Here is a 19,420-nt window from a genome sequence, read left to right on the forward strand (position 1 = left end):
ACCACCGTCAGGCTGTCGCCGTCCAGGTCGGTGTCGTTGGCGTCCAGATCCACCACCGAGGTGAACGGCGTGTCTTCGGCAACGGTGATCGCGTCATCGACGGCCACCGGCGGGTCGTTCGCTGGGTTGACCGTGATCGACACCGTGGCGGTGCTGGTGCCGCCGTCGGCATCGGTGATGGTGTAGGTAAAGCTGTCCGTGCCGTTGAAGTTGACGTTGGGCGTGTAGGTGAAGCCGCCGTTGGCATTGACCACCACTGTGCCGTTGGCCGGATCGGTGTTGGCCGTCACCGTGAAGCTGTCACCATCGGGGTCGCTGTCAGTTCCATTGCCGTTGTTGGCAAACAGGTTACCGTTGACGGCCGTGTCTTCCCCCGTCGTGAAGGCGTCGTTCTGCGCTTCGGGCGGACGCATGAGGACGAAGTCAACCCGGTTGACCAGGTAGTCGTCAGCGACGCCGGCGTTGTTGGTGGGCACCGTGAAGACCATTCGGTCAAACGGAACCCCTCCAGCGTCCATCGTGAACGGTCCTTCTGTTGCGTCGTTGCCTGCGCCTACGCCCCGCGTCCAGGTTCCAACCAAAGTCCCACCCTGGTACAGATTCACCACCGCAGATTCGGTGGAGTTCTGCCAGGCAAGCCAGACATCCGCGCTGGTCACCTGCCCGTCGAAACTGATTTCCAGACGTTCAGCGAGTCCGCCCTGCTCACCGATCTCCCCTGGGTCCCCATTGACTTGAGCACCAGCCACCCCGAATCCTGGGGGCGTCCCCGTCAGCACGGCAACCGTTCCCGGCGTGCCGTCGAGGTTGTAGGCCGTCACCGTAAAACCCGAGCCGGTGCTTGTGACGTTGCTGCCCGTGATGGAGATCGTCGTGCCAAGCAAGCCCTGCCAGGCGCCAATGTCCAGGGCCTCCGTCTCGATCTGGCCGTCCTGGGCCTCGAGCACCCAATCGCCCCCCATCTCGGTCGCCCCGGTCGCATCGGTGGAAGCGGCCACATCGGCACCAGTCGCGTCGGACAAGCCCTGCATCAGCTCAACGCCGGCCTCCGTGGACGCCACGTCACAACCGTAGATCAGGATGTCCGCGTCTTCGCTCAGGGCCGCGGCGATCACATCCATTTCATCGCCGTAGTTGTTCGAGAGGGTGTCCGTGTTCAGCGTGCTGGACCCCAGAAAAACCTGCCCATCGCTCCCGTGGCTGACGATGTGGATGGCGTCGATGCCGGTACGGCCATCCAGAATCTCGGCGATCTGCTCAACACCGTCACGATCCGGGTCGAGCACATGGACCTCGCCAGGGTGCGTGTCCAGGTATTCCGTGATGTCCCCGGCCGCCGGATCCACAAAAATGACCTCCGTGCGCTCGGTCTCAACCGCCTCGACCATTTCGGTCTCGCCGGCCGCGGTCTCCACCCCATCGTCTGAAGGCTCGGCCTGCGTGGGGTCGTCCGACCCGGCATCGGCCGAATCGTCGGCTTCGACAGAAGCGCCCTCCACCTCGGTGGCGGTTTCGGTTTCGCCCGTGTCGGCATCCGCCTCGTCTGCAGCGGCCTCGGTCTCATCGGTCCCGGACACAGGCGCGGTCGCAGCCTCCACCTCGGGCAAGGGGGCCGCCTCATCAACACCCTGCTCTTCGGACACCACGACGGGTTCTGGCGCTGTGTCATCGGCTTCGAGCTGGTCCAGATCCTCATACAAGGGGTCGCTCTGACCTGCGCTGGACTCGCTTTGCGTCTCAACCAGGGTCGCGGGCAAGGCCGCGTCGAACACGATGCGCTGCTCCAGCGCCAGCTGCCCCGCATGGGCTCTGGCCGGCACCCGCCGGGCTTTGCGTCCCGGGGAGGTCTTGCGTCCGGTGGCGGCTGCGGTTTCCGCAGCGGCCACATAGGTTCCGAGGGTTTCGTTCCAGATCGACTTGTAAGTTTTGTTCATGCTCGCCTACAAACAGTTGCACCATGTAACTCTCGCTACATTTACAAGGTGTAACCAAAGTTCTATTGGCGAGCCTATCAAAAAAGAAACGCACTACAACATCTGGAGTTCGGCAAATCAGGAAATACAACCGTTTTTTCGTGATTTTCTACCAGTGATCGCCCTGTTTGTTGTGTTTTTGAGGCCTAAACAACTCAAGCCTGTAGCGCATCCTGCCTCACAGGAATGCCCCTGGTTCAGGTTTCATCTGGTGTCAACGAAAGCATTCCAGCCAGGAAATGGCCTCGGCATTTGATGCGGAAAAACAACGGTCAGCCGCTTCGATCCAGGGCAACCAGACTTGGGCCCGGTGCTCACGCGGGTTCAACAACACCGGCACCGGCCGCGGAATGCACAGGCCGAACAGGTGCTCGGTGTTGTGCGTCACCCCCGGCGCGTAGCGGTGCAGCCACTGCGGGTAGATCTCATAGACGTTCTCCAGCGCCCAGTCGGTGAGCGCGTGGCCCGGCGCACACGCATCCAGACCGGTTTCTTCCCGCACCTCCCGCACGGCCGTGGCCTCGAACGGCTCGTCCAGCGCGTCCTTGGAACCGGTCACCGACTGCCAGAACCCCGGCGCGTCGGCGCGTTCGATCAACAAAACCTCCAACGCCGGGGTGTGGATCACCACCAGCACGGACTGCGGAATCTTGAAAAAACGGGCTTCAACCATGGCGGCTTGGCATAAAAAAAGGGCGCTGAACCAGCGCCCTCATTCTGCGGCCTCCTCCGCGATCAGGCGGTCTTGGCCAGGTCCACGTTGCGCAGGCGGATGTGCAACTCGCGCAGCTGCTTCTCGTCCACAAGGCTGGGCGCCTGCGTCAGCAGACACTGGGCACGCTGGGTCTTGGGGAAGGCGATCACGTCGCGGATCGACTCGGCACCGGTCATCAGCGTGACGATGCGGTCCAGGCCGAAGGCCAGGCCGCCGTGCGGGGGCGCACCGTACTGCAGCGCGTCCAGCAGGAAGCCGAACTTCAGCTGGGCTTCTTCGGGTGTGATCTTGAGCGCGTCGAACACCTTCTGCTGCACCGCGGCGGTGTGGATACGCACCGAGCCACCACCAATTTCCCAGCCGTTGAGCACCATGTCGTAGCCCTTGGCGATGCACTTCTCTGGCGCGGTGACCATCCAATCCTCGTGGCCATCCTTCGGAGCGGTGAACGGGTGGTGCACGGCGGTCCAGCGGTCGGCCTCTTCGTCGTGCTCGAACATCGGGAAGTCCACCACCCACATCGGCGCCCAGCGGTCTTCGAACAGGCCGTTTTTCTTGCCCAGGGCGCTGTGGCCGATCTTCAGGCGCAGCGCGCCGATGGCGTCGTTCACCACCTTGGCCTTGTCGGCACCAAAGAAGATGATGTCGCCGTCCTGCGCGCCGGTGCGCTTGAGGATTTCGGCCACGGCCGCGTCGTGCAGGTTCTTCACGATCGGGCTCTGCAGGCCGTCGCGGCCCTTGGCCACTTCGTTGACCTTGATCCAGGCCAGGCCCTTGGCGCCGTAGATCTTGACGAACTCGGTGTAGGCGTCGATCTCGCTGCGGCTGATCTCGGCACCGCCACGCACGCACAGGGCGACCACACGGCCGTTCTTCATCGTGGCCGGAGCGCTGAAGACCTTGAAGTCCACATCGGCCATCACGTCGGTGAGCTCGGTGAATTCGAGCTTGACGCGCAGGTCGGGCTTGTCGGAGCCAAAGCGGTGCATGGCTTCGCTGTAGGCCATGACCGGGAACTCGCCCAGATCCACACCCAGCGTGTTCTGGAACACCGTCTTGATCATGCCCTGGAACATGTCGCGGATGTCTTCCTCGGTCAGGAACGAGGTTTCGATATCGATCTGCGTGAACTCGGGCTGGCGGTCGGCGCGCAGGTCCTCGTCGCGGAAGCACTTGGTGATCTGGTAGTAGCGGTCGAAGCCGGCCACCATCAGCAGCTGTTTGAACAGCTGGGGCGACTGCGGCAGCGCAAAGAAATGGCCGTCGTGCACGCGGCTGGGCACGAGGTAGTCGCGCGCGCCTTCGGGCGTGCTCTTGGTCAGCATCGGCGTTTCGATGTCGATGAACCCGTTGGCGTCCAGGAACTTGCGCACTTCCATGGCCACGCGGTAGCGCAGCATCAGGTTGTTCTGCATGTAGGGGCGGCGCAGATCGAGCACGCGGTGCGTGAGGCGCGTGGTTTCGCTCAGGTTGTCGTCGTCGAGCTGGAACGGCGGCGTGACCGAGGCATTGAGCACCTTGAGCTCGTGGCACAGGATTTCGATCTTGCCGCTTTTCAGGTTGTCGTTGGTCGTGCCCTCGGGGCGCGCGCGCACCAGACCAGTCACCTGCACGCAGAACTCGTTGCGCACGTCTTCGGCGGTCTTGAACATCTCGGCGCGGTCGGGGTCACAGACCACCTGCACAGAACCTTCGCGGTCGCGCAGGTCGATGAAGATCACGCCACCGTGGTCGCGGCGGCGGTTGACCCAGCCGCACAGCTGCACGGTCTGGCCCAGCAGGGCTTCGGTCACCAGACCGCAATAGTGGGAACGCATGGCCATGTCGGTACTTCTTTCAACAACAATTTCGCCGTCGTCGACGGCGGGAAAACATCAGGTGGGGTTCGGGGTGGCACCCGGGGTGGCCGCCTTGAACTGGGCGTTTCTCGGACCACCGGGCACGATCACCCCCATGGACACGATGTAGGTCAGGGCTTCGTCCACGCTCATCTGCAGCTCCACGCAGGCGCTCTTGCGCACCATCACGAAGTAGCCGCCGGTCGGGTTGGGCGTGGTGGGCACGAACACACTGTGGAACTCATCGCTTCCGGTGGCGCCACCGGGCTGGCTCTGCAACTGGCGCAGCACATCGCCAGCCGGCGTGCCGGTCAGGAAGGCGATGGTCCACATGCCCTCGTGCGGCCACTGCACCAGCAGCGCCTTGCGAAAGGCATTGCCCTTTTCGGAAAACAGGGTGTCGGAAATCTGCTTCACACCCGAGTAGATGGAGCGCACCACCGGAATGCGGTGCAGCAGCGCATGCCACCAGTTGATGAGCCGGTTGCCGATGATGTTCGAGGCCAGCGCGCCAATGGAGAGCACCACCACCACGGCGAAGATCACGCCCAGACCGGGGATGTGAAAGCCCAGCCACTGGTCGGGCTGCCAGGAGGCGGGCAGGATGTGCAGGGTCTGGTCGAGCGTGCTGACGACCCAGTCCAGCACCCACAGGGTGATGATCAGGGGCACCAGGACCAGCAGGCCGGCCAGGAGCCATTTGCGCAGGGACAACATGGCGCGCGGGGTTTCAGGTGGAGGTCGTCGGGGACGAACTGGCCACTGGCACCGCCGCGGCCGGTGCCGCCGGGCTGGCCGCTGCAGGGCTGGCGGTGGACTCGCTGGCGGGTTTGGCGGCGCCATCGGCCGCACCGGCGCCGTTTTCGGTACCGGCCACCGCGGGCGCGGTCGTTCCACCGTTGCCCCCCCGGAAGTCGGTCACGTACCAGCCCGAACCCTTGAGTTGGAAACCGGCCGCGGTGAGCTGTTTCTGGAAGCTGGCCTGGCCACAGGCCGGGCAGACGCTCAACGGATCGTCGGACATCTTCTGCAACACGTCCTTGGCATGGCCGCAGGACGCGCACTTGTAGGCATAAATCGGCATGGCGGAACCTGTTGGAAAACCGGGCCCGGACCGGCAATGGTCGTATCGCCGGCGGGTATCGGGCCCGACCCGGCGGGTGCTGGCCCGCAGGGGTTAATGAACAAAACCCGTCATTATAAATTGGGGGCTGTTCTCCCAGGCGCAAGCCCCGGGCGGAACCGGCGCCCGCCGACCACCGGCCGGCCCTACCAGAGCCGCACGCGCAGCAGCACCTGCATCACGATCAGGCCGATCAGGAAACCGATGCCGCCCCACATGATCGCCTGCAGCAGCCGGTTGGTGCGGCGCTGCTCGGTCAGCAAGGTGTCGAGTTCGCGCCGCAGCTCGTGCGGGCGGTGCTGCAGGAAGTCGTGCACCAGGCGGGGCAAGGCGGGCAGCAGCTTGGCGTAATGCGGCGCCTCGGCCTTGAGCTGCTCCAGCAGCTTTTTCGGGCCGACCTGCTCAATCATCCACTTTTCAAGGAAGGGCTTGGCGGTGTTCCACAGATCCAGCTCCGGGTCCAGGTCGCGGCCCAGACCTTCGATGTTGAGCAGGGTCTTCTGCAGCAGCACCAGCTGCGGCTGGATCTCCACATGGAAGCGCCGCGAGGTCTGGAACAGCCGCATCAGCACCATGCCCAGCGAAATCTCCTTCAACGGGCGGTCAAAATACGGTTCGCAGACCGCACGGATCGCGGATTCGAGCTCGTCCACCCGGGTTTCTGGGGGCACCCAGCCACTTTCGATGTGCAGCTCGGCCACCCGTTTGTAGTCGCGCCGGAAGAAGGCCGTGAAGTTCTGCGCCAGGTATTCCTTGTCGAACTCGGTCAGCGTGCCGACGATGCCAAAGTCGAGCGAGATGTAGCGCCCGAAGGTGGCCGGATCGACACTGACCTGGATATTGCCCGGGTGCATGTCGGCATGGAAAAAGCCGTCGCGAAACACCTGGGTGAAAAAGATCGTGACGCCGTCGCGCGCCAGCTTCGGGATGTCCACACCCCGGCGGCGCAGCTCGTCCACCTTGTTGATCGGCAGGCCGTGCATGCGCTCCATCACCATCACGTCGGTGTGGCAGTAGTCCCAGAGCATTTCGGGGATCAGCACCAGGTCCAGCCCCTGCATGTTGCGGCGCAACTGGGCCGCGTTGGAGGCTTCGCGCAACAGGTCCAGCTCGTCGTGCAGGTACTTGTCGAACTCGGCCACCACTTCGCGGGGCTTCAGGCGTTTGCCGTCGGCCGACAGCTTCTCGACCCAGCCCGCCATCATGCGCATCAGGCTGAGGTCTTTTTCGATCACCGCCAACATGTTCGGGCGCAGCACCTTCACCGCCACCTCGCGGCCACCGTGACGGCCGTCCCGCAGCGTGGCGAAGTGCACCTGGGCGATGGACGCGCTGGCCACCGGCGCCTGCTCGAAGTGTGTGAACACCGCGTCCAGCGGCTTGCCGAACGCGCGCTCGATGGCCGCGACCGCCACCGCGCTGGGAAAAGGCGGCACGCGGTCCTGCAGGCGGGCCAGTTCGTCGGCAATGTCGGGCGGCAGCAGATCGCGCCGCGTGGAGAGCACCTGACCGAACTTGACGAAGATGGGGCCCAGGCGCTCCAGCGCCTCTCGCAGACGCTGACCGGGCGGCGCGTTCAGATTGCGGCCGATGGAGACCAGGCGCGTCAGCAGACGCAGGCCAGGGTGCCGGAAGCTGGACAACACGAGCTCATCGAGCCCGTAGCGCAAGACCACCCAGACGATGAAGGCGCCGCGAAACAGGCGCGTCATGCCTGGTTTCCGCCACCACCCGGGGGGTTGCCGCCGCCGGCCGATGGCGCCGCCGTGGACGGCACCGCTGGCGTTTGCGCCGAGGACGATCGGGGCGGGAAGCCCACAGGCCAACGCGCCACAAAGGCCTTGACCGCCTGCGACGCGGCGCGTGCGAAGCGGCTGATCGTGTGCGCGGTGGCATCACCCACCACCCGCGAGAGGTCTTCTTCCACGTCCCAGCGCACGTTGTCCACCAGCCAGGCCACTTCAGCGGCGAGCTGCACGTCGCCCTGGATGTCCACGCCCGGCTTGTCGCCCGCTATCACACTCTGCGCCAGCGCAAATGGCGAGGTCTGGGTCAGGGTCACCGTGAGCTCGGCCTGCGCATCGGCAGCCGGGCGTTCCAGCAGGCCGGCGGGCGTGGCCGCGATCGTGAGGTGGAAGTCGCCCCATTGCATGCGCACCGGTTTGCCCTTCTGGCGCTTGAGGCGCTCCTGAGCCTGCGGCTCCTGCATCAACACATGGTTGAGGAACAGCACCAGCCGGTTCTGCAGCTCATCGACCACCCAGTCGGGAGGACGGATGCTGCCCAGCAGGGATTGCAGAAAGCCCATGGGAGATCGGCTGCCCGAGGCGGGGCCGGACGAAAAAACGGGGGGTGCATTTTTCATGACCCCCCGATTTTGACGGATAACGCGGGCCTCTCCCGCCACGGCCCCGTTATTGAAGGGCCTGCACCCCGGCCACCAGCCAGCCGCCCGGACCGCTCTTGGGCCGGGTGATGTTCCAGACCTCCCGGAAGGGGTTGGGGCCGGCGGAGACGTCTTCGCGAATCAGGCCGGAGAACTCCACGCTGGCCATGTATTCGTCGTCCAGCTCCTCGATGCCCAGCAACTGGGCGTCGAGCATGACCACTTCGGTCTTGTTCACGACGCTGCCACCGGCGCGCTCGCGCTCGGCGAGCTGGCCCTTGATCTGCTCCAGCATGCCGTCGGTCATCATGGCGCGCAGGCTGGGGATGTCCGAACGGTCCCAGGCGTCCTGCAGGCTGATGAAGTTGGCCTTGGAAGCCTTGAGGAAACCCTCGGCGTCAAACCCGGCCGGCACACCCCAGGACTGCGAGCCGGCAAGGGCCGATCCGATCATGGAGCCACCGTTGGAAGCCGGCGAGCCGACATCGGCCGGAGCGGAATGGCGCTCCCAGGGCCGGGCCGAAGCGTCATTGCCCACGTTTTTCGGGCTGTAACCACGTGGGGTGGTGGCCTGCCCCGATCCCCCCCCAGCCACCTGGTAGGCCATGCCCGAGGCGGAAGCCGCCGGCGCATGGCGGCGCATGAACAGGCGGACCACGGCAATCCCCAGCCCCACCACCAGGACCAGCAACAGCACCTGGGCGAAGCCTTCGCCCAGGCCCAGGGAGGATGCCAGCCAGGCCAGGCCGAGACCCGCCGCCAGCCCCCCCAGCATGGCCCCCCAGGGGCGCTTGGGCGTCGTGGCCGCGGCCGGACTGGTGGCCGGACGGGTGGTGGCGTTCTGAGCCGGTGCCTGCTGCGGGGTGCTCGTGGGTGCGGTGCTGCGCTGCGTCACATTGCCCGACTGTTTGCCAAACGACAAACCGCCGCCCATGCGTTTGGCCGAGGCGTCCTGCGCCCCGATCACCATGGCGCACACCAGAAGAATCGCCCACAACCTGCTCATTGTCCTGTCCCTTTATTGACGTCTAAAACACCGAATCAACACTTGATGCCCATGTGCAGGGCCACCACACCGGCGCTCAGGTTGTGCACGTCCACGTGCCCGAACCCCGCCGTCTTCATCATCTGTCGCAACTCTTCTTGCCCCGGGTGCATGCGGATGGACTCGGCAAGGTAGCGGTAGCTCTCCTCATCGTTGGCCACCAGCTTGCCCAGTTTGGGCAGGATGTTGAACGAATACCAGTCATAGGCCTTTTCCAGCGGCTTGGCCACCCGGGAAAACTCCAGCACCAGCAACTTGCCGCCCGGCTTCAAGGTGCGATGCATCTCGGCCAGCGCAAGTTCCTTGTGCGTCATGTTGCGCAGACCAAACGCCACCGACACGAAATCAAAGGAATTGCTGGCAAACGGCAATTGCTCGGCGTCGCACACCAGCGTGGGCAACACCACCCCCAGGTCGAGCAGGCGGTTGCGCCCCTCGCTCAACATCGCCTCGTTGATGTCGGTGTGCACCACGCGCCCCGTGGGGCCTACCTTTTTGGCGAACGCCAGCGACAGGTCGCCCGTGCCGCCAGCGATGTCGAGCACCTGATCGCCCGGCTGGGGGTTGGCCACGGTGAGCGTGTAGCGTTTCCAGACGCGGTGCAGGCCGGCCGACATGAGATCGTTCATCACGTCGTACTTGGGGGCCACCGAGTCGAACACGCTGCGCACGCGCTGCGCTTTTTCAGTTTCGTCGACCGACTTGAATCCGAAATGTGTGGTTGCCATGGTGTCCTCTTGTCCGCTCAGTGGCTGCCGCAGGCGTGCCCGGCCTTCTCGGGCATCGGGGCATCGCGGTCCACGCCGGCCGCCTGCAGGCGGGCGTTGTAGTCGGCCCAGAGCTCGTCCTGCTTCACCCCCAGGAAATACAGGTAATCCCAGGAAAAGATGCCGCTGTCGTGACCATCGGAAAAGGTGGGTTGCACCGCGTAGTTGCCCACCGGCTCCAGCGCCACGATGCCCACCTCGCGTTTGCCGGTCTGCAGCACCTCCTGGCCCGGGCCGTGGCCCTGCACCTCGGCCGACGGGGAATACACCCGCATCAGCTCGAAGGGAATGCGGAACTGGCTGCCGTCGGAAAAGCCGATCTCGAGCACGCGGGACTGGCTGTGCACCGTGATGTCCTGCGGGGTCGGGGTGTTCTTGTCGAGTCCTGCCATGGCTGTCTCCGGTTGGTTGGCGATGTTCAGACCAGCACGCGTTCGATGCCGCCCTGGTTGGCCTGGGCCACATAGTCGGGCAGCCAGTCCTTGCCCAGAATCTGGTTGGCCATCTCGACCACGATGTAGTCGGCCTCCAGCAGGCCGTTGTTCAGGTCGTCGGTGTAGCGACTGAGGCCCTGCAGGCAGCTCGGGCAGGAGGTCAGCATCTTGATGTTGTCCTTGGCACCCACGGTGCCGGCGGCGCGCAGCGCGGCTTCGCCCTTCTGGATCTCTTCTTCCTTGCGGAAGCGGATCTGGGTCGAGATGTCGGGCCGCGTCACGCCCAGCGTGCCGCTCTCGCCGCAGCAGCGTTTGCTTTCAACCACGTTGTCGCCCATCAGGCCCTTGACGGTCTTCATCGGGTCCTGCAGCTTCATGGGCGTGTGGCAGGGGTCGTGGTACAGGTAACCGCCCCCACCCTGTCCATTCGCGGCCGGCAGCGTGATGCCCTTCTCGAGCAGGTATTCGTGGATGTCGATGATGCGGCAGCCAGGGAAGATCTTCTCGAACTCGTAACCCTGCAACTGGTCGTAGCAGGTGCCGCAGCTCACCACCACGGTCTTGATGTCCAGGTAGTTCAGCGTGTTGGCCACGCGGTGGAACAGCACCCGGTTGTCGGTGATGATTTTTTCGGCCTTGTCGAACTGGCCCGAGCCGCGCTGCGGGTAACCACAGCACAAATAGCCCGGTGGCAGCACGGTCTGCACGCCCGCGTGCCAGAGCATGGCCTGCGTGGCCAGCCCCACTTGGCTGAACAGGCGCTCGGAGCCGCAGCCCGGGAAATAGAACACCGCTTCGGTCTCGGCCGTGGTGCCCACCGGGTTGCGGATGATGGGCACGTAGTCCTTGTCCTCGATGTCCAGCAAGGCGCGCGCGGTCTTCTTCGGCAGGCCGCCCGGCATCTTCTTGTTGATGAAGTGGATCACCTGCTCTTTGACCGGCGCCGGGCCGAGCGTGGCCGGCGGCGCGCTGGTCTGCTTGCGCGCGGCGAGCTTCAACACGTTGTTGGCCAGGCGCTGGGCCTTGAAGCCCACACCCACCATGGCCGAGCGCATGAACTTGATGGTCTCGGGGTTGGTCGCGTTCAGGAAGAACATGGCCGCGGCGTTGCCCGGGCGGAAGCTCTTCTGCCCCATCTTGCGCAACAGGTTGCGCATGTTCATGGTCACGTCGCCGAAGTCGATCTTCACCGGGCACGGCGAGAGGCATTTGTGGCAGACCGTGCAGTGGTCGGCCACGTCTTCAAACTCTTCCCAGTGTTTGATGCTGATGCCGCGGCGCGTCTGCTCTTCGTACAGGAAGGCCTCGACCAGCAGCGAGGTGGCCAGGATCTTGTTGCGCGGGCTGTAGAGCAGGTTGGCGCGCGGCACATGCGTGGCACACACGGGCTTGCACTTGCCGCAGCGCAGGCAGTCCTTGACCGAATCGGCGATGGCGCCAATGTCGCTCTGCTGCATGATCAGCGACTCGTGGCCCATCAGGCCGAAGCTGGGGGTGTAGGCGTTGGAAAGGTCGGCGCTGCGCAGGCTGGTGTCGGCGGCGAGGCCCTTCACGCCCGACAGGTCGCGAATCAGCTTGCCCTTGTTGAAGCGGCCTTCCGGGTCCACCTTGGCCTTGTACTCGGCGAAGGGGCGCAGCTCGTCGTCGGTCAAAAACTCCAGCTTGGTGATGCCGATGCCGTGTTCGCCCGAGATCACGCCGTCCAAGCTGCGCGCCAGCACCATGATGCGGCCCACCGCTTCGTGCGCGGTCTGCAGCATCTCGTAGTCATCGCTGTTGACCGGAATGTTGGTGTGCACGTTGCCATCACCCGCGTGCATGTGCAGCGCCACCCAGACCCGGCCCTTGAGCACGCGTTGGTGGATCGCCGTGCATTCGGCCAGGATCGGGCCGAACGCCGCACCGGTGAAGATGCCCTGCAAGGGCGCGCGGATCTGCGTCTTCCAGCTCGCGCGCAACGAATGGTCCTGCAGTCGCGGAAACAGCGTGTCCACGTCGCGCAGCCAGCCGGCCCAGAGCGAGCGCACTTCGCGCACCAGCGCCAGCGCCTGCTGCACGCGGTCTTCCAGCAGCTCGGCGCTGGGGATGTCGTTGGCGTCGTCGGTCTTGCCCAGCGGCAATTGGCCGCGGGTGAAGAAGGCCTCCAGCGCTTCGCACAGCTTGAGCTTGTTGCGCAGCGAGAGCTCGATGTTGATGCGCTCGATGCCCTCGGTGTACTCACCCATGCGCGGCAGCGGAATCACCACGTCTTCGTTCACCTTGAAGGCGTTGGTGTGTTTGCTGATGGCCGCGGTGCGCTTGCGGTCGAGCCAGAACTTCTTGCGCGCTTCGGCGCTGATGGCCACAAAGCCTTCACCGCTGCGGCCGTTGGCCAGGCGGATCACCTCGCTGGTGGCGCGGGCCACGGCGTCGGCGTCGTCGCCCACGATGTCGCCCACCAGCACCATCTTGGGCAAGGTGCCACGCTTGCTCTTGGTGGCGTAGCCCACGGCCTTCAGGTAGCGGTCGTCCAGGTGTTCCAGACCCGCCAAAATGGCGCCGCCGGGACGCTTCATCTCGGCGAACATGAAGTCCTTGATGTCCACGATGGACGGCACGCAGTCCTTGGGGTTGCCGAAGAACTCCAGGCACACGGTGCGCACGTGCTCGGGCATGCGGTGCACCAGCCAGCGCGCGCTGGTGATCAGGCCATCGCAGCCTTCTTTCTGGATGCCCGGCAGGCCGGCGAGGAACTTGTCGGTCACGTCCTTGCCCAGGCCTTCCTTGCGGAAGGTCGAGCCGGGGATCACCAGCTGTTCGGTGCGCACCGGCGTCTTGCCGTTGGCCTCGAAGTATTTGAGCTCGAAGGTGGCCACTTCGGCGTCGTGGATCTTGCCGCGGTTGTGGTCCAGGCGCGTGACTTCGAGCCACTGCGCCTGCGGCGTCACCATGCGCCAGCTCACCAGGTTGTCCAGCGCCGTGCCCCAGAGCACAGCCTTTTTGCCGCCGGCGTTCATGGCGATGTTGCCGCCCACGCACGAGGCTTCGGCCGAGGTCGGGTCCACCGCGAACACATGGCCGGCGCGCTCGGCCGCGTCGGCCACACGCTGGGTCACCACGCCCGCTTCGGTCCAGATCGTGGGCAGCGGTTCGGCGTGGCCAGGCACCGCCACGAACTCCACCTCGGTCATGGCTTCGAGCTTTTCGGTGTTGATCACCGCGCTCTTCCAGGTCAGCGGGATCGCGCCACCGGTGTAGCCGGTACCGCCGCCGCGCGGCACGATGGTCAGGCCGAGTTCGAAGCAGCCGCGCACCAGTTCGGCCATCTCGGCCTCGGTGTCGGGGGTCAGCACCACAAACGGGTATTCCACGCGCCAGTCGGTCGCATCGGTCACATGCGAGACACGCGAAAGACCGTCGAACTTGATGTTGTCCTTGGCCGTCAGCCGGCGCAACGCCTTGGTGGCGCGCTGACGCAAGGCGGCCATGTCCTCGAACGAACGGGCGAAGCTGTCGACCGCGGCCCGGGCGGCGGTGAGCAGTTCGGCCACCAGGGTGTCGCGCGCGGCATCGTCCTGTGGTGTGCGCCGCTTCTGCACCTCGCCCAGGCGGTGGTGCAAGGCATCCACCAGCGCGGCGCGGCGCTTGGGGTTGTCCAGCAGATCGTCCTGCAGATAGGGGTTGCGCTGCACCACCCAGATGTCGCCCAGCACCTCGTACAGCATGCGCGCGGAACGCCCGGTGCGGCGCTCGGTGCGCAACTCGTCCAGCAGTCCCCAGGCCCGCTCGCCCAACAACCGCAGCACGATTTCCCGGTCCGAAAAGGAGGTGTAGTTGTACGGAATCTCGCGCAGGCGTGGCGCGTCGTCGGCGGCGGTAACGAGGAGCGAAAGCGGCGTGGGAGCGTTCATTGTGTGGCAGTCGCCAGCATGACAGTACAGAACCTTAGATGGTACCGCAGCGCAACAAACACCCACCCTCCTCGTGGAAACCCCTGTTGTCATGCTCTGGAAACGCATGTGCAATGGTTTTGTCACACGGGACCGATACCCTGCGGCCTTCTGTACGTCCCAAAAGGAGCACTTGATGCACAAGCGATTCATTCCTCTCTCCGGCCTGCTGGCCCTCGCCACCCTTATGAGCGGTCCGGCCCACGCACAGACCGAAATCCAGTGGTGGCATTCCATGACCGGCGGCCTCAACGACTGGGTGATTGACCTCGCCAATGGCTTCAACGCCAGCCAGAAGGAATACAAGGTCGTGCCCACCTACAAGGGCACCTACGACGAAACCATGCCGGCCGCCGTGGCGGCCTTCCGCGCGGGCAATGCGCCGCACATCCTGCAGGTGTTTGAAGTGGGCACCGCCACGATGATGGCCGCCAAGGGCGCTGTGGTGCCTGTGGGCAAGGTGCTCACCGACGCGGGCTACAAGTTTGACCCCAAGGCCTATATCCCGGCCGTGGTGGGCTACTACACGGCTCCCAACGGCCAGATGCTGAGCTTCCCGTTCAACAGCTCGACCACCGTCTTCAACTACAACAAGGACCTTTTCAAGAAGGCTGGGCTGGACCCCAACCAGCCGCCCAAGACCTGGCCGGAGGTGGTACTCGCCGCCGCCAAGCTCAAGGCTTCGGGCGTGAGCTGCCCCTTCACAACCAGCTGGCAGGGCTGGACCCAGCTGGAGAGCTTCTCCACCTGGCACAACACCGAGTTCGCCTCCAAGGGCAACGGCTTTGGCGGCACCAGCGCCCGCCTGACCGTGAACAGCCCGCTGCATGTGCGCCACGTCGAGAACCTCTCCAACATGGCCAAGCAGGGCCTGTTCGTCTACCGTGGCCGCGGCAACAAGGCCGACGCGTCTTTCTACTCCGGCGAATGTGCGATGGCCACGGCCTCGTCGTCGACCTACGCGAGCATCAAGAAGAACGCCAAGTTCGACTTCGGCATCGCGCCCCTGCCCTACTACCCGGACGTGGCCGGTGCACCGCAAAACACCGTAATTGGCGGCGCGTCGCTGTGGGTGATGGGCGGCAAGAAGCCTGCGGAATACAAGGGCGTGGCGACCTTCTTCAACTACCTGACGAATGCCGAGATCCAGGCCAAGAGCCACCAGCGCACGGGTTACCTGCCCATCACCCTGGCGTCGTTCGCGCTGTCCGAGCAGTCGGGTTTCTACAAGCAGAATCCCGGGACCGACGTCGCCGTCAACCAGATGATCCGCAAGACCACGGACAAGTCGCGCGGCATCCGCCTGGGCAACTTCATCCAGGTGCGCGCCATCGAGGATGAAGAACTGGAGCAGGTCTGGGCTGGCAAGAAGTCGGCCAAGGAAGCCCTGGACGCCATCGTCAGCCGCGGCAACGAACAACTGGAACGCTTCGAGAAAGCCAACTGAGTTCGATCCGGGAGGTCTCGGCCGCTCTTGTCTTCGTCTTCTCGCCTCCCTCGCCCAGTTACCTGGGCGGGGGATTTTTGATGAAAAACCGTGGCTTCTGAAAAACGCGTCGTCTTCCGCTCGACCTGGCTGCCCTGGGTCCTGTTGGCTCCCCAGGTGGCGGTGATCGCCGTCTTCTTTTTCTGGCCGGCCGCCCAGGCGCTGCTGCAATCGTTTCAGCAATCCGACGCGTTCGGTCTGTCCACCGAGTGGGTGGGTCTGCAGAATTTCGCCAACCTGCTGGACGACCCCACCTACCTGGCTTCGTTCAAGATCACCGCCGTCTTCTCGGTGCTGGTCGCCAGTCTGGGCATCGGTATCTCGCTGCTGCTCGCGGTGTTCGCCGACCGGGTGGTCAAGGCCACGCTGATCTACCGCACGCTGCTGATCTGGCCCTACGCCGTGGCACCCGCCGTGGCCGGTGTGCTGTGGTTGTTCATGTTCGCGCCGTCCATCGGCATCGTCTCCCACGCGTTGCGCGGCCTGGGCTTCGAGTGGAATCACCTGCTCGACAGCGACCACGCCATGGCTTTGATCGTGATCGCCGCGGTCTGGAAACAGATTTCCTACAACTTTCTCTTCTTCCTGGCCGGTCTGCAAAGCATTCCCAAGTCGCTGATTGAAGCAGCGGCCATCGATGGCGCGCGGCCGTGGCGCCGCTTCTGGACCATCCAGTTCCCATTGCTGTCGCCCACCACCTTCTTCCTGTTCGTGATCAACGTGGTCTACGCCTTCTTCGACACCTTCGCCATCGTGGACGCGGCCACCGAGGGCGGGCCAGGGCGGGACACCGCCATCCTGGTCTACAAGGTCTACTACGACGGCTTCAAGGCCCTCGACCTCGGTGGCTCGGCCGCCCAGTCCGTGGTGCTGATGGTGATCGTCATCGTCTTGACGATCATCCAGTTCCGTTTCGTCGAGAAGAAAGTGCAGTACTGATGATGTGGTGTCACACGTCCCGACCCCGGCGCATGCGCTGTCAGCCGAACAGAGGCCACTGAATGGTCGAACGCAATCCCCTGCTGCGCGTGCTCTCGCACACGGTCCTGATCCTGGGCGTGTTCTTGGTCGCCTTCCCCCTGTACGTGACCTTTGTCGCTTCCACGCAGACCGCCTCCGAAATCCTGCAGGCACCGATGTCGATGTGGCCAGGAAGCCATCTGATCGAGAACTACACAGCGGCGCTGAAAGGCACCGGCATGGGTGCGGCGTCGAACGCCCCGGTGGGCCGGATGATGATGGTCAGCCTGATCACCGCGCTGGTCATCGCCATCGGCAAGATCGCCATCTCGCTGCTGTCGGCCTTTGCCATCGTGTATTTCCGCTTCCCGTTCCGCATGCTGTTCTTCTGGGCGATCTTCGTTACCCTGATGCTGCCGGTGGAGGTGCGCATCGGGCCGACCTACGCGGTGGTGGCCAGCCTCGGCATGCTCAACACCTACGCCGGCCTCACCGTGCCGCTGATCGCCTCGGCCACCGCCACCTTCCTGTTCCGCCAGTTCTTCCTGACCGTGCCCGACGAGCTGGTGGAGGCCGCGCGCATGGACGGCGCGGGCCCGATGCGCTTCTTCAAGGACGTGCTGCTGCCGCTGTCCACCACCTCGATCGCCGCGTTGTTCGTGATCCAGTTCATCTACGGCTGGAACCAGTACCTCTGGCCGCTGTTGGTGACGACCGAAGAGAGCATGTACCCGGTGGTGATCGGCATCAAACGCATGATCAGCGGCGGCGACGCGGCCACCGACTGGAACATCGTCATGGCCACCGCCGTGCTGGCCATGATCCCGCCCGCGCTGGTCGTCATGCTTATGCAGCGCTGGTTCGTCAAGGGCCTGGTGGACACCGAGAAATAAGCCCCGCTTCAACGAACAACAACAGAGATTCCCATGGCATCCATTTCCCTGCGCGACGTGGTCAAACGCTACCGCACCGGCAAGACCGAGTTGCAAGTGATTCACGGCGTGAACGCCGAGATCGCGGACCGCGAGTTCATCGTCATCGTCGGCCCTTCGGGCTGCGGCAAATCCACGCTGCTGCGCATGGTGGCCGGTCTGGAAGAGATCAGCGGCGGCGACATCCGCATTGGCGAGCGCGTGGTCAACACGCTAGAGCCGGCCGAGCGCGACATCGCCATGGTGTTCCAGAACTACGCGCTCTACCCGCACATGACGGTGTTCGACAACATGGCCTATGGCCTGAAGATCAAGAAGGTGCCGATCGCCGAGATCAAGCAGCGCGTGGACAAGGCCGCCGGCATCCTGGAGCTGGGCCATCTGCTGACGCGCAAGCCGCGCGAGCTCTCGGGTGGGCAGCGCCAGCGCGTGGCCATGGGCCGTGCCATCGTGCGCCAGCCTCAGGTGTTCCTGTTCGACGAACCGCTGTCCAACCTGGACGCCAAGCTGCGCGCCCAGACCCGGCTGGAGATCCAGAAACTGCACCGGGAACTCGGCATCACCTCGCTGTTCGTCACACACGACCAGGTGGAGGCCATGACGCTGGCGCAGCGCATGATCGTGATGAACGCCGGCAAGATGGAACAGTTCGGGACCCCCGAAGAGGTCTACACACGCCCGGCCACCACCTTCGTGGCCAGTTTCATCGGGTCCCCGCCCATGAACCTGCTTCAGCACGCGCCGGGCGGGCGACCCGGCAGCCTGCTGGGCATCCGCCCCGAACACATCGACATCGGCGACAACGGTTGGGCGCTCCAGGTGGAAACGGTGGAGCTGCTGGGGGCCGAACGCCTGGTGCACGCGCGCCTGGGCGACGAAATGCTCATCATCCGCACCCACGAAGACCAGGGTGCGCCGGCCATCGGCAGCACCATCCACGCCCGGCCGCGCGAAGACCGCATGCACTGGTTCGACGCACAGACCGGCCAGCGACAATCCGGGGCATGACGACACCCCACACACCGCCCCCCGACGCGAGCCGCCCCACGGCCCGGTCGCCCTGGCCCTACCCGCGCTGGATCGCCCACCGTGGCGCGGGCAAACACGCCCCCGAAAACACGCTCGCCGCCTTTCGCCTCGGTGCCTCCCACGGCTACCGCATGTTCGAATGCGATGCCAAGCTCAGCGCCGACGGCGTGGTGTTCCTGCTGCACGACGACACGCTGGACCGCACCACCAACGGTCACGGCATCGGCGGCGAGTTGCCCTGGGCCGCCCTCAGCCAGCTCGACGCCGGCAGCTGGCATTCGCGCCAGTTCGCGGGCGAGCCACTGGCAACGCTCGAAGCGGTGGCGCGCTTTTGCCAGGCCAACCACGCCTTGCTGAACATCGAGATCAAGCCCACCACCGGCCTGGAGTTCGACACCGGCCGCGCCGTGGCCCAGGCTGCGGCGCGGCTCTGGGGCCGGCCTGTGGGCGATGGCGCCACCGCTGCGCCCGCGCCTGGCGCGGTGCCACCGCTGCTCACCTCGTTCCAGCCCGAATCGCTCAAGGCGGCCCTGGAGGCCGCACCCGAGTTGCCACGGGGTCTGTTGCTGGAAACGCTGTGGAGCGGGTGGCTGGAGGCCGCGCTCGCACTGCGCTGCGAAGCCATCGTCTGCGACCAGGATCTGTGGGACGCCACCAGCGTGGCCCAGGCGCGCCGCGAGGGCCTGCGCACCCTGGCCTACACGGTCAACGACGAAGCTTCGGTTCAGCGACTGCTGGCGCTGGGGATCGACGGCATCATCACCGACCGGGTCGATCTGTTTTCACCCGCGGCCTGAGCCCCC

At 64.9% G+C, this 19,420-nt stretch carries 16 protein-coding genes; 5 read left to right on the forward strand and 11 right to left on the reverse strand.

What is annotated here, in order from left to right; all coding sequences use genetic code 11:
* The 11 genes from AC07YZ_RS15665 to AC07YZ_RS15715 all read right to left on the reverse strand — a co-directional run.
* On the reverse strand, positions 1–1,934 hold a 1,934-nt coding region (locus AC07YZ_RS15665; RefSeq protein WP_494795412.1), incomplete at its 3' end, for a DUF4347 domain-containing protein.
* Between the two features lie 253 nt (positions 1,935–2,187).
* On the reverse strand, positions 2,188–2,646 hold the full coding sequence (gene nudB, locus AC07YZ_RS15670) for a dihydroneopterin triphosphate diphosphatase (protein ID WP_494795413.1): 459 nt from the start codon (positions 2,644–2,646) through the stop codon (positions 2,188–2,190).
* Positions 2,647–2,708: 62 nt separating this feature from the next.
* Positions 2,709–4,511 carry an aspartate--tRNA ligase gene (gene aspS / locus AC07YZ_RS15675; RefSeq protein WP_226491865.1) on the reverse strand — a complete coding sequence of 601 codons (1,803 nt, stop codon included), beginning with the start codon at positions 4,509–4,511 and terminating at the stop codon, positions 2,709–2,711.
* A gap of 51 nt (positions 4,512–4,562) precedes the next feature.
* On the reverse strand, positions 4,563–5,243 hold the full coding sequence (locus AC07YZ_RS15680; protein ID WP_068176579.1) for a DUF502 domain-containing protein: 681 nt from the start codon (positions 5,241–5,243) through the stop codon (positions 4,563–4,565).
* 13 nt (positions 5,244–5,256) lie between these two features.
* Positions 5,257–5,610: an FmdB family zinc ribbon protein gene (locus AC07YZ_RS15685; RefSeq protein WP_494795414.1), complete on the reverse strand. Its 354-nt coding sequence runs from the start codon at positions 5,608–5,610 to the stop codon at positions 5,257–5,259.
* A gap of 185 nt (positions 5,611–5,795) precedes the next feature.
* Positions 5,796–7,361 (reverse strand): ubiquinone biosynthesis regulatory protein kinase UbiB, encoded by a 1,566-nt coding sequence (gene ubiB / locus AC07YZ_RS15690; protein ID WP_226491863.1) that lies wholly within the window; start codon positions 7,359–7,361, stop codon positions 5,796–5,798.
* Positions 7,358–7,957, reverse strand: a complete 600-nt coding sequence (locus AC07YZ_RS15695; RefSeq protein WP_226491862.1) for a ubiquinone biosynthesis accessory factor UbiJ — start codon at positions 7,955–7,957, stop codon at positions 7,358–7,360. Before AC07YZ_RS15695 ends, ubiB begins: the two co-directional genes overlap by 4 nt.
* A 106-nt stretch (positions 7,958–8,063) precedes the next feature.
* Positions 8,064–9,041, reverse strand: coding sequence for a Tim44 domain-containing protein (locus AC07YZ_RS15700; protein ID WP_226491861.1), 978 nt, complete (start codon positions 9,039–9,041; stop codon positions 8,064–8,066).
* Between the two features lie 35 nt (positions 9,042–9,076).
* Positions 9,077–9,808 (reverse strand): bifunctional demethylmenaquinone methyltransferase/2-methoxy-6-polyprenyl-1,4-benzoquinol methylase UbiE, encoded by a 732-nt coding sequence (gene ubiE / locus AC07YZ_RS15705; RefSeq protein ID WP_494795415.1) that lies wholly within the window; start codon positions 9,806–9,808, stop codon positions 9,077–9,079.
* A gap of 17 nt (positions 9,809–9,825) precedes the next feature.
* Complete coding sequence (locus AC07YZ_RS15710) at positions 9,826–10,239, reverse strand: gamma-butyrobetaine hydroxylase family protein (protein WP_226491859.1); 414 nt, start codon at positions 10,237–10,239, stop codon at positions 9,826–9,828.
* Positions 10,240–10,265: 26 nt separating this feature from the next.
* On the reverse strand, positions 10,266–14,171 hold the full coding sequence (locus tag AC07YZ_RS15715; RefSeq protein ID WP_494795416.1) for a DUF3683 domain-containing protein: 3,906 nt from the start codon (positions 14,169–14,171) through the stop codon (positions 10,266–10,268).
* A 175-nt stretch (positions 14,172–14,346) separates the two neighbouring features.
* On the opposite strand from AC07YZ_RS15715, the gene ugpB reads away from it, so the two are divergent.
* The 5 genes from ugpB (at position 14,347) to ugpQ (ending at position 19,414) form a co-directional block, all read left to right on the forward strand.
* On the forward strand, positions 14,347–15,657 hold the full coding sequence (gene ugpB, locus AC07YZ_RS15720) for a sn-glycerol-3-phosphate ABC transporter substrate-binding protein UgpB (RefSeq protein ID WP_226491857.1): 1,311 nt from the start codon (positions 14,347–14,349) through the stop codon (positions 15,655–15,657).
* 90 nt (positions 15,658–15,747) lie between these two features.
* Positions 15,748–16,635, forward strand: coding sequence for a sn-glycerol-3-phosphate ABC transporter permease UgpA (gene ugpA / locus AC07YZ_RS15725; protein ID WP_226491856.1), 888 nt, complete (start codon positions 15,748–15,750; stop codon positions 16,633–16,635).
* 62 nt (positions 16,636–16,697) lie between these two features.
* Complete coding sequence (ugpE, locus tag AC07YZ_RS15730) at positions 16,698–17,549, forward strand: sn-glycerol-3-phosphate ABC transporter permease UgpE (protein WP_226491855.1); 852 nt, start codon at positions 16,698–16,700, stop codon at positions 17,547–17,549.
* A gap of 33 nt (positions 17,550–17,582) precedes the next feature.
* A complete protein-coding gene (gene ugpC, locus AC07YZ_RS15735; protein ID WP_494795417.1) occupies positions 17,583–18,596 on the forward strand; it encodes a sn-glycerol-3-phosphate ABC transporter ATP-binding protein UgpC in 1,014 nt (337 codons plus the stop codon).
* Positions 18,593–19,414, forward strand: a complete 822-nt coding sequence (gene ugpQ, locus AC07YZ_RS15740) for a glycerophosphodiester phosphodiesterase (protein WP_494795418.1) — start codon at positions 18,593–18,595, stop codon at positions 19,412–19,414. Before ugpC ends, ugpQ begins: the two co-directional genes overlap by 4 nt.
* Positions 19,415–19,420 lie beyond the last annotated feature (6 nt).

This window comes from Hydrogenophaga sp. GW101-3F08 (assembly GCF_059424585.1).

Coding starts and splice junctions, on each gene's coding strand:
- nudB (WP_494795413.1), bottom strand. CDS start 2,646: ATGGTTGAAGCCCGTTTTTTCAAGATTCCGCAGTCCGTGCTGGTGGTG.
- aspS (WP_226491865.1), bottom strand. CDS start 4,511: ATGGCCATGCGTTCCCACTATTGCGGTCTGGTGACCGAAGCCCTGCTG.
- AC07YZ_RS15680 (WP_068176579.1), bottom strand. CDS start 5,243: ATGTTGTCCCTGCGCAAATGGCTCCTGGCCGGCCTGCTGGTCCTGGTG.
- AC07YZ_RS15685 (WP_494795414.1), bottom strand. CDS start 5,610: ATGCCGATTTATGCCTACAAGTGCGCGTCCTGCGGCCATGCCAAGGAC.
- ubiB (WP_226491863.1), bottom strand. CDS start 7,361: ATGACGCGCCTGTTTCGCGGCGCCTTCATCGTCTGGGTGGTCTTGCGC.
- AC07YZ_RS15695 (WP_226491862.1), bottom strand. CDS start 7,957: ATGGGCTTTCTGCAATCCCTGCTGGGCAGCATCCGTCCTCCCGACTGG.
- AC07YZ_RS15700 (WP_226491861.1), bottom strand. CDS start 9,041: ATGAGCAGGTTGTGGGCGATTCTTCTGGTGTGCGCCATGGTGATCGGG.
- ubiE (WP_494795415.1), bottom strand. CDS start 9,808: ATGGCAACCACACATTTCGGATTCAAGTCGGTCGACGAAACTGAAAAA.
- AC07YZ_RS15710 (WP_226491859.1), bottom strand. CDS start 10,239: ATGGCAGGACTCGACAAGAACACCCCGACCCCGCAGGACATCACGGTG.
- AC07YZ_RS15715 (WP_494795416.1), bottom strand. CDS start 14,171: ATGAACGCTCCCACGCCGCTTTCGCTCCTCGTTACCGCCGCCGACGAC.
- ugpB (WP_226491857.1), top strand. CDS start 14,347: ATGCACAAGCGATTCATTCCTCTCTCCGGCCTGCTGGCCCTCGCCACC.
- ugpE (WP_226491855.1), top strand. CDS start 16,698: ATGGTCGAACGCAATCCCCTGCTGCGCGTGCTCTCGCACACGGTCCTG.
- ugpC (WP_494795417.1), top strand. CDS start 17,583: ATGGCATCCATTTCCCTGCGCGACGTGGTCAAACGCTACCGCACCGGC.
- ugpQ (WP_494795418.1), top strand. CDS start 18,593: ATGACGACACCCCACACACCGCCCCCCGACGCGAGCCGCCCCACGGCC.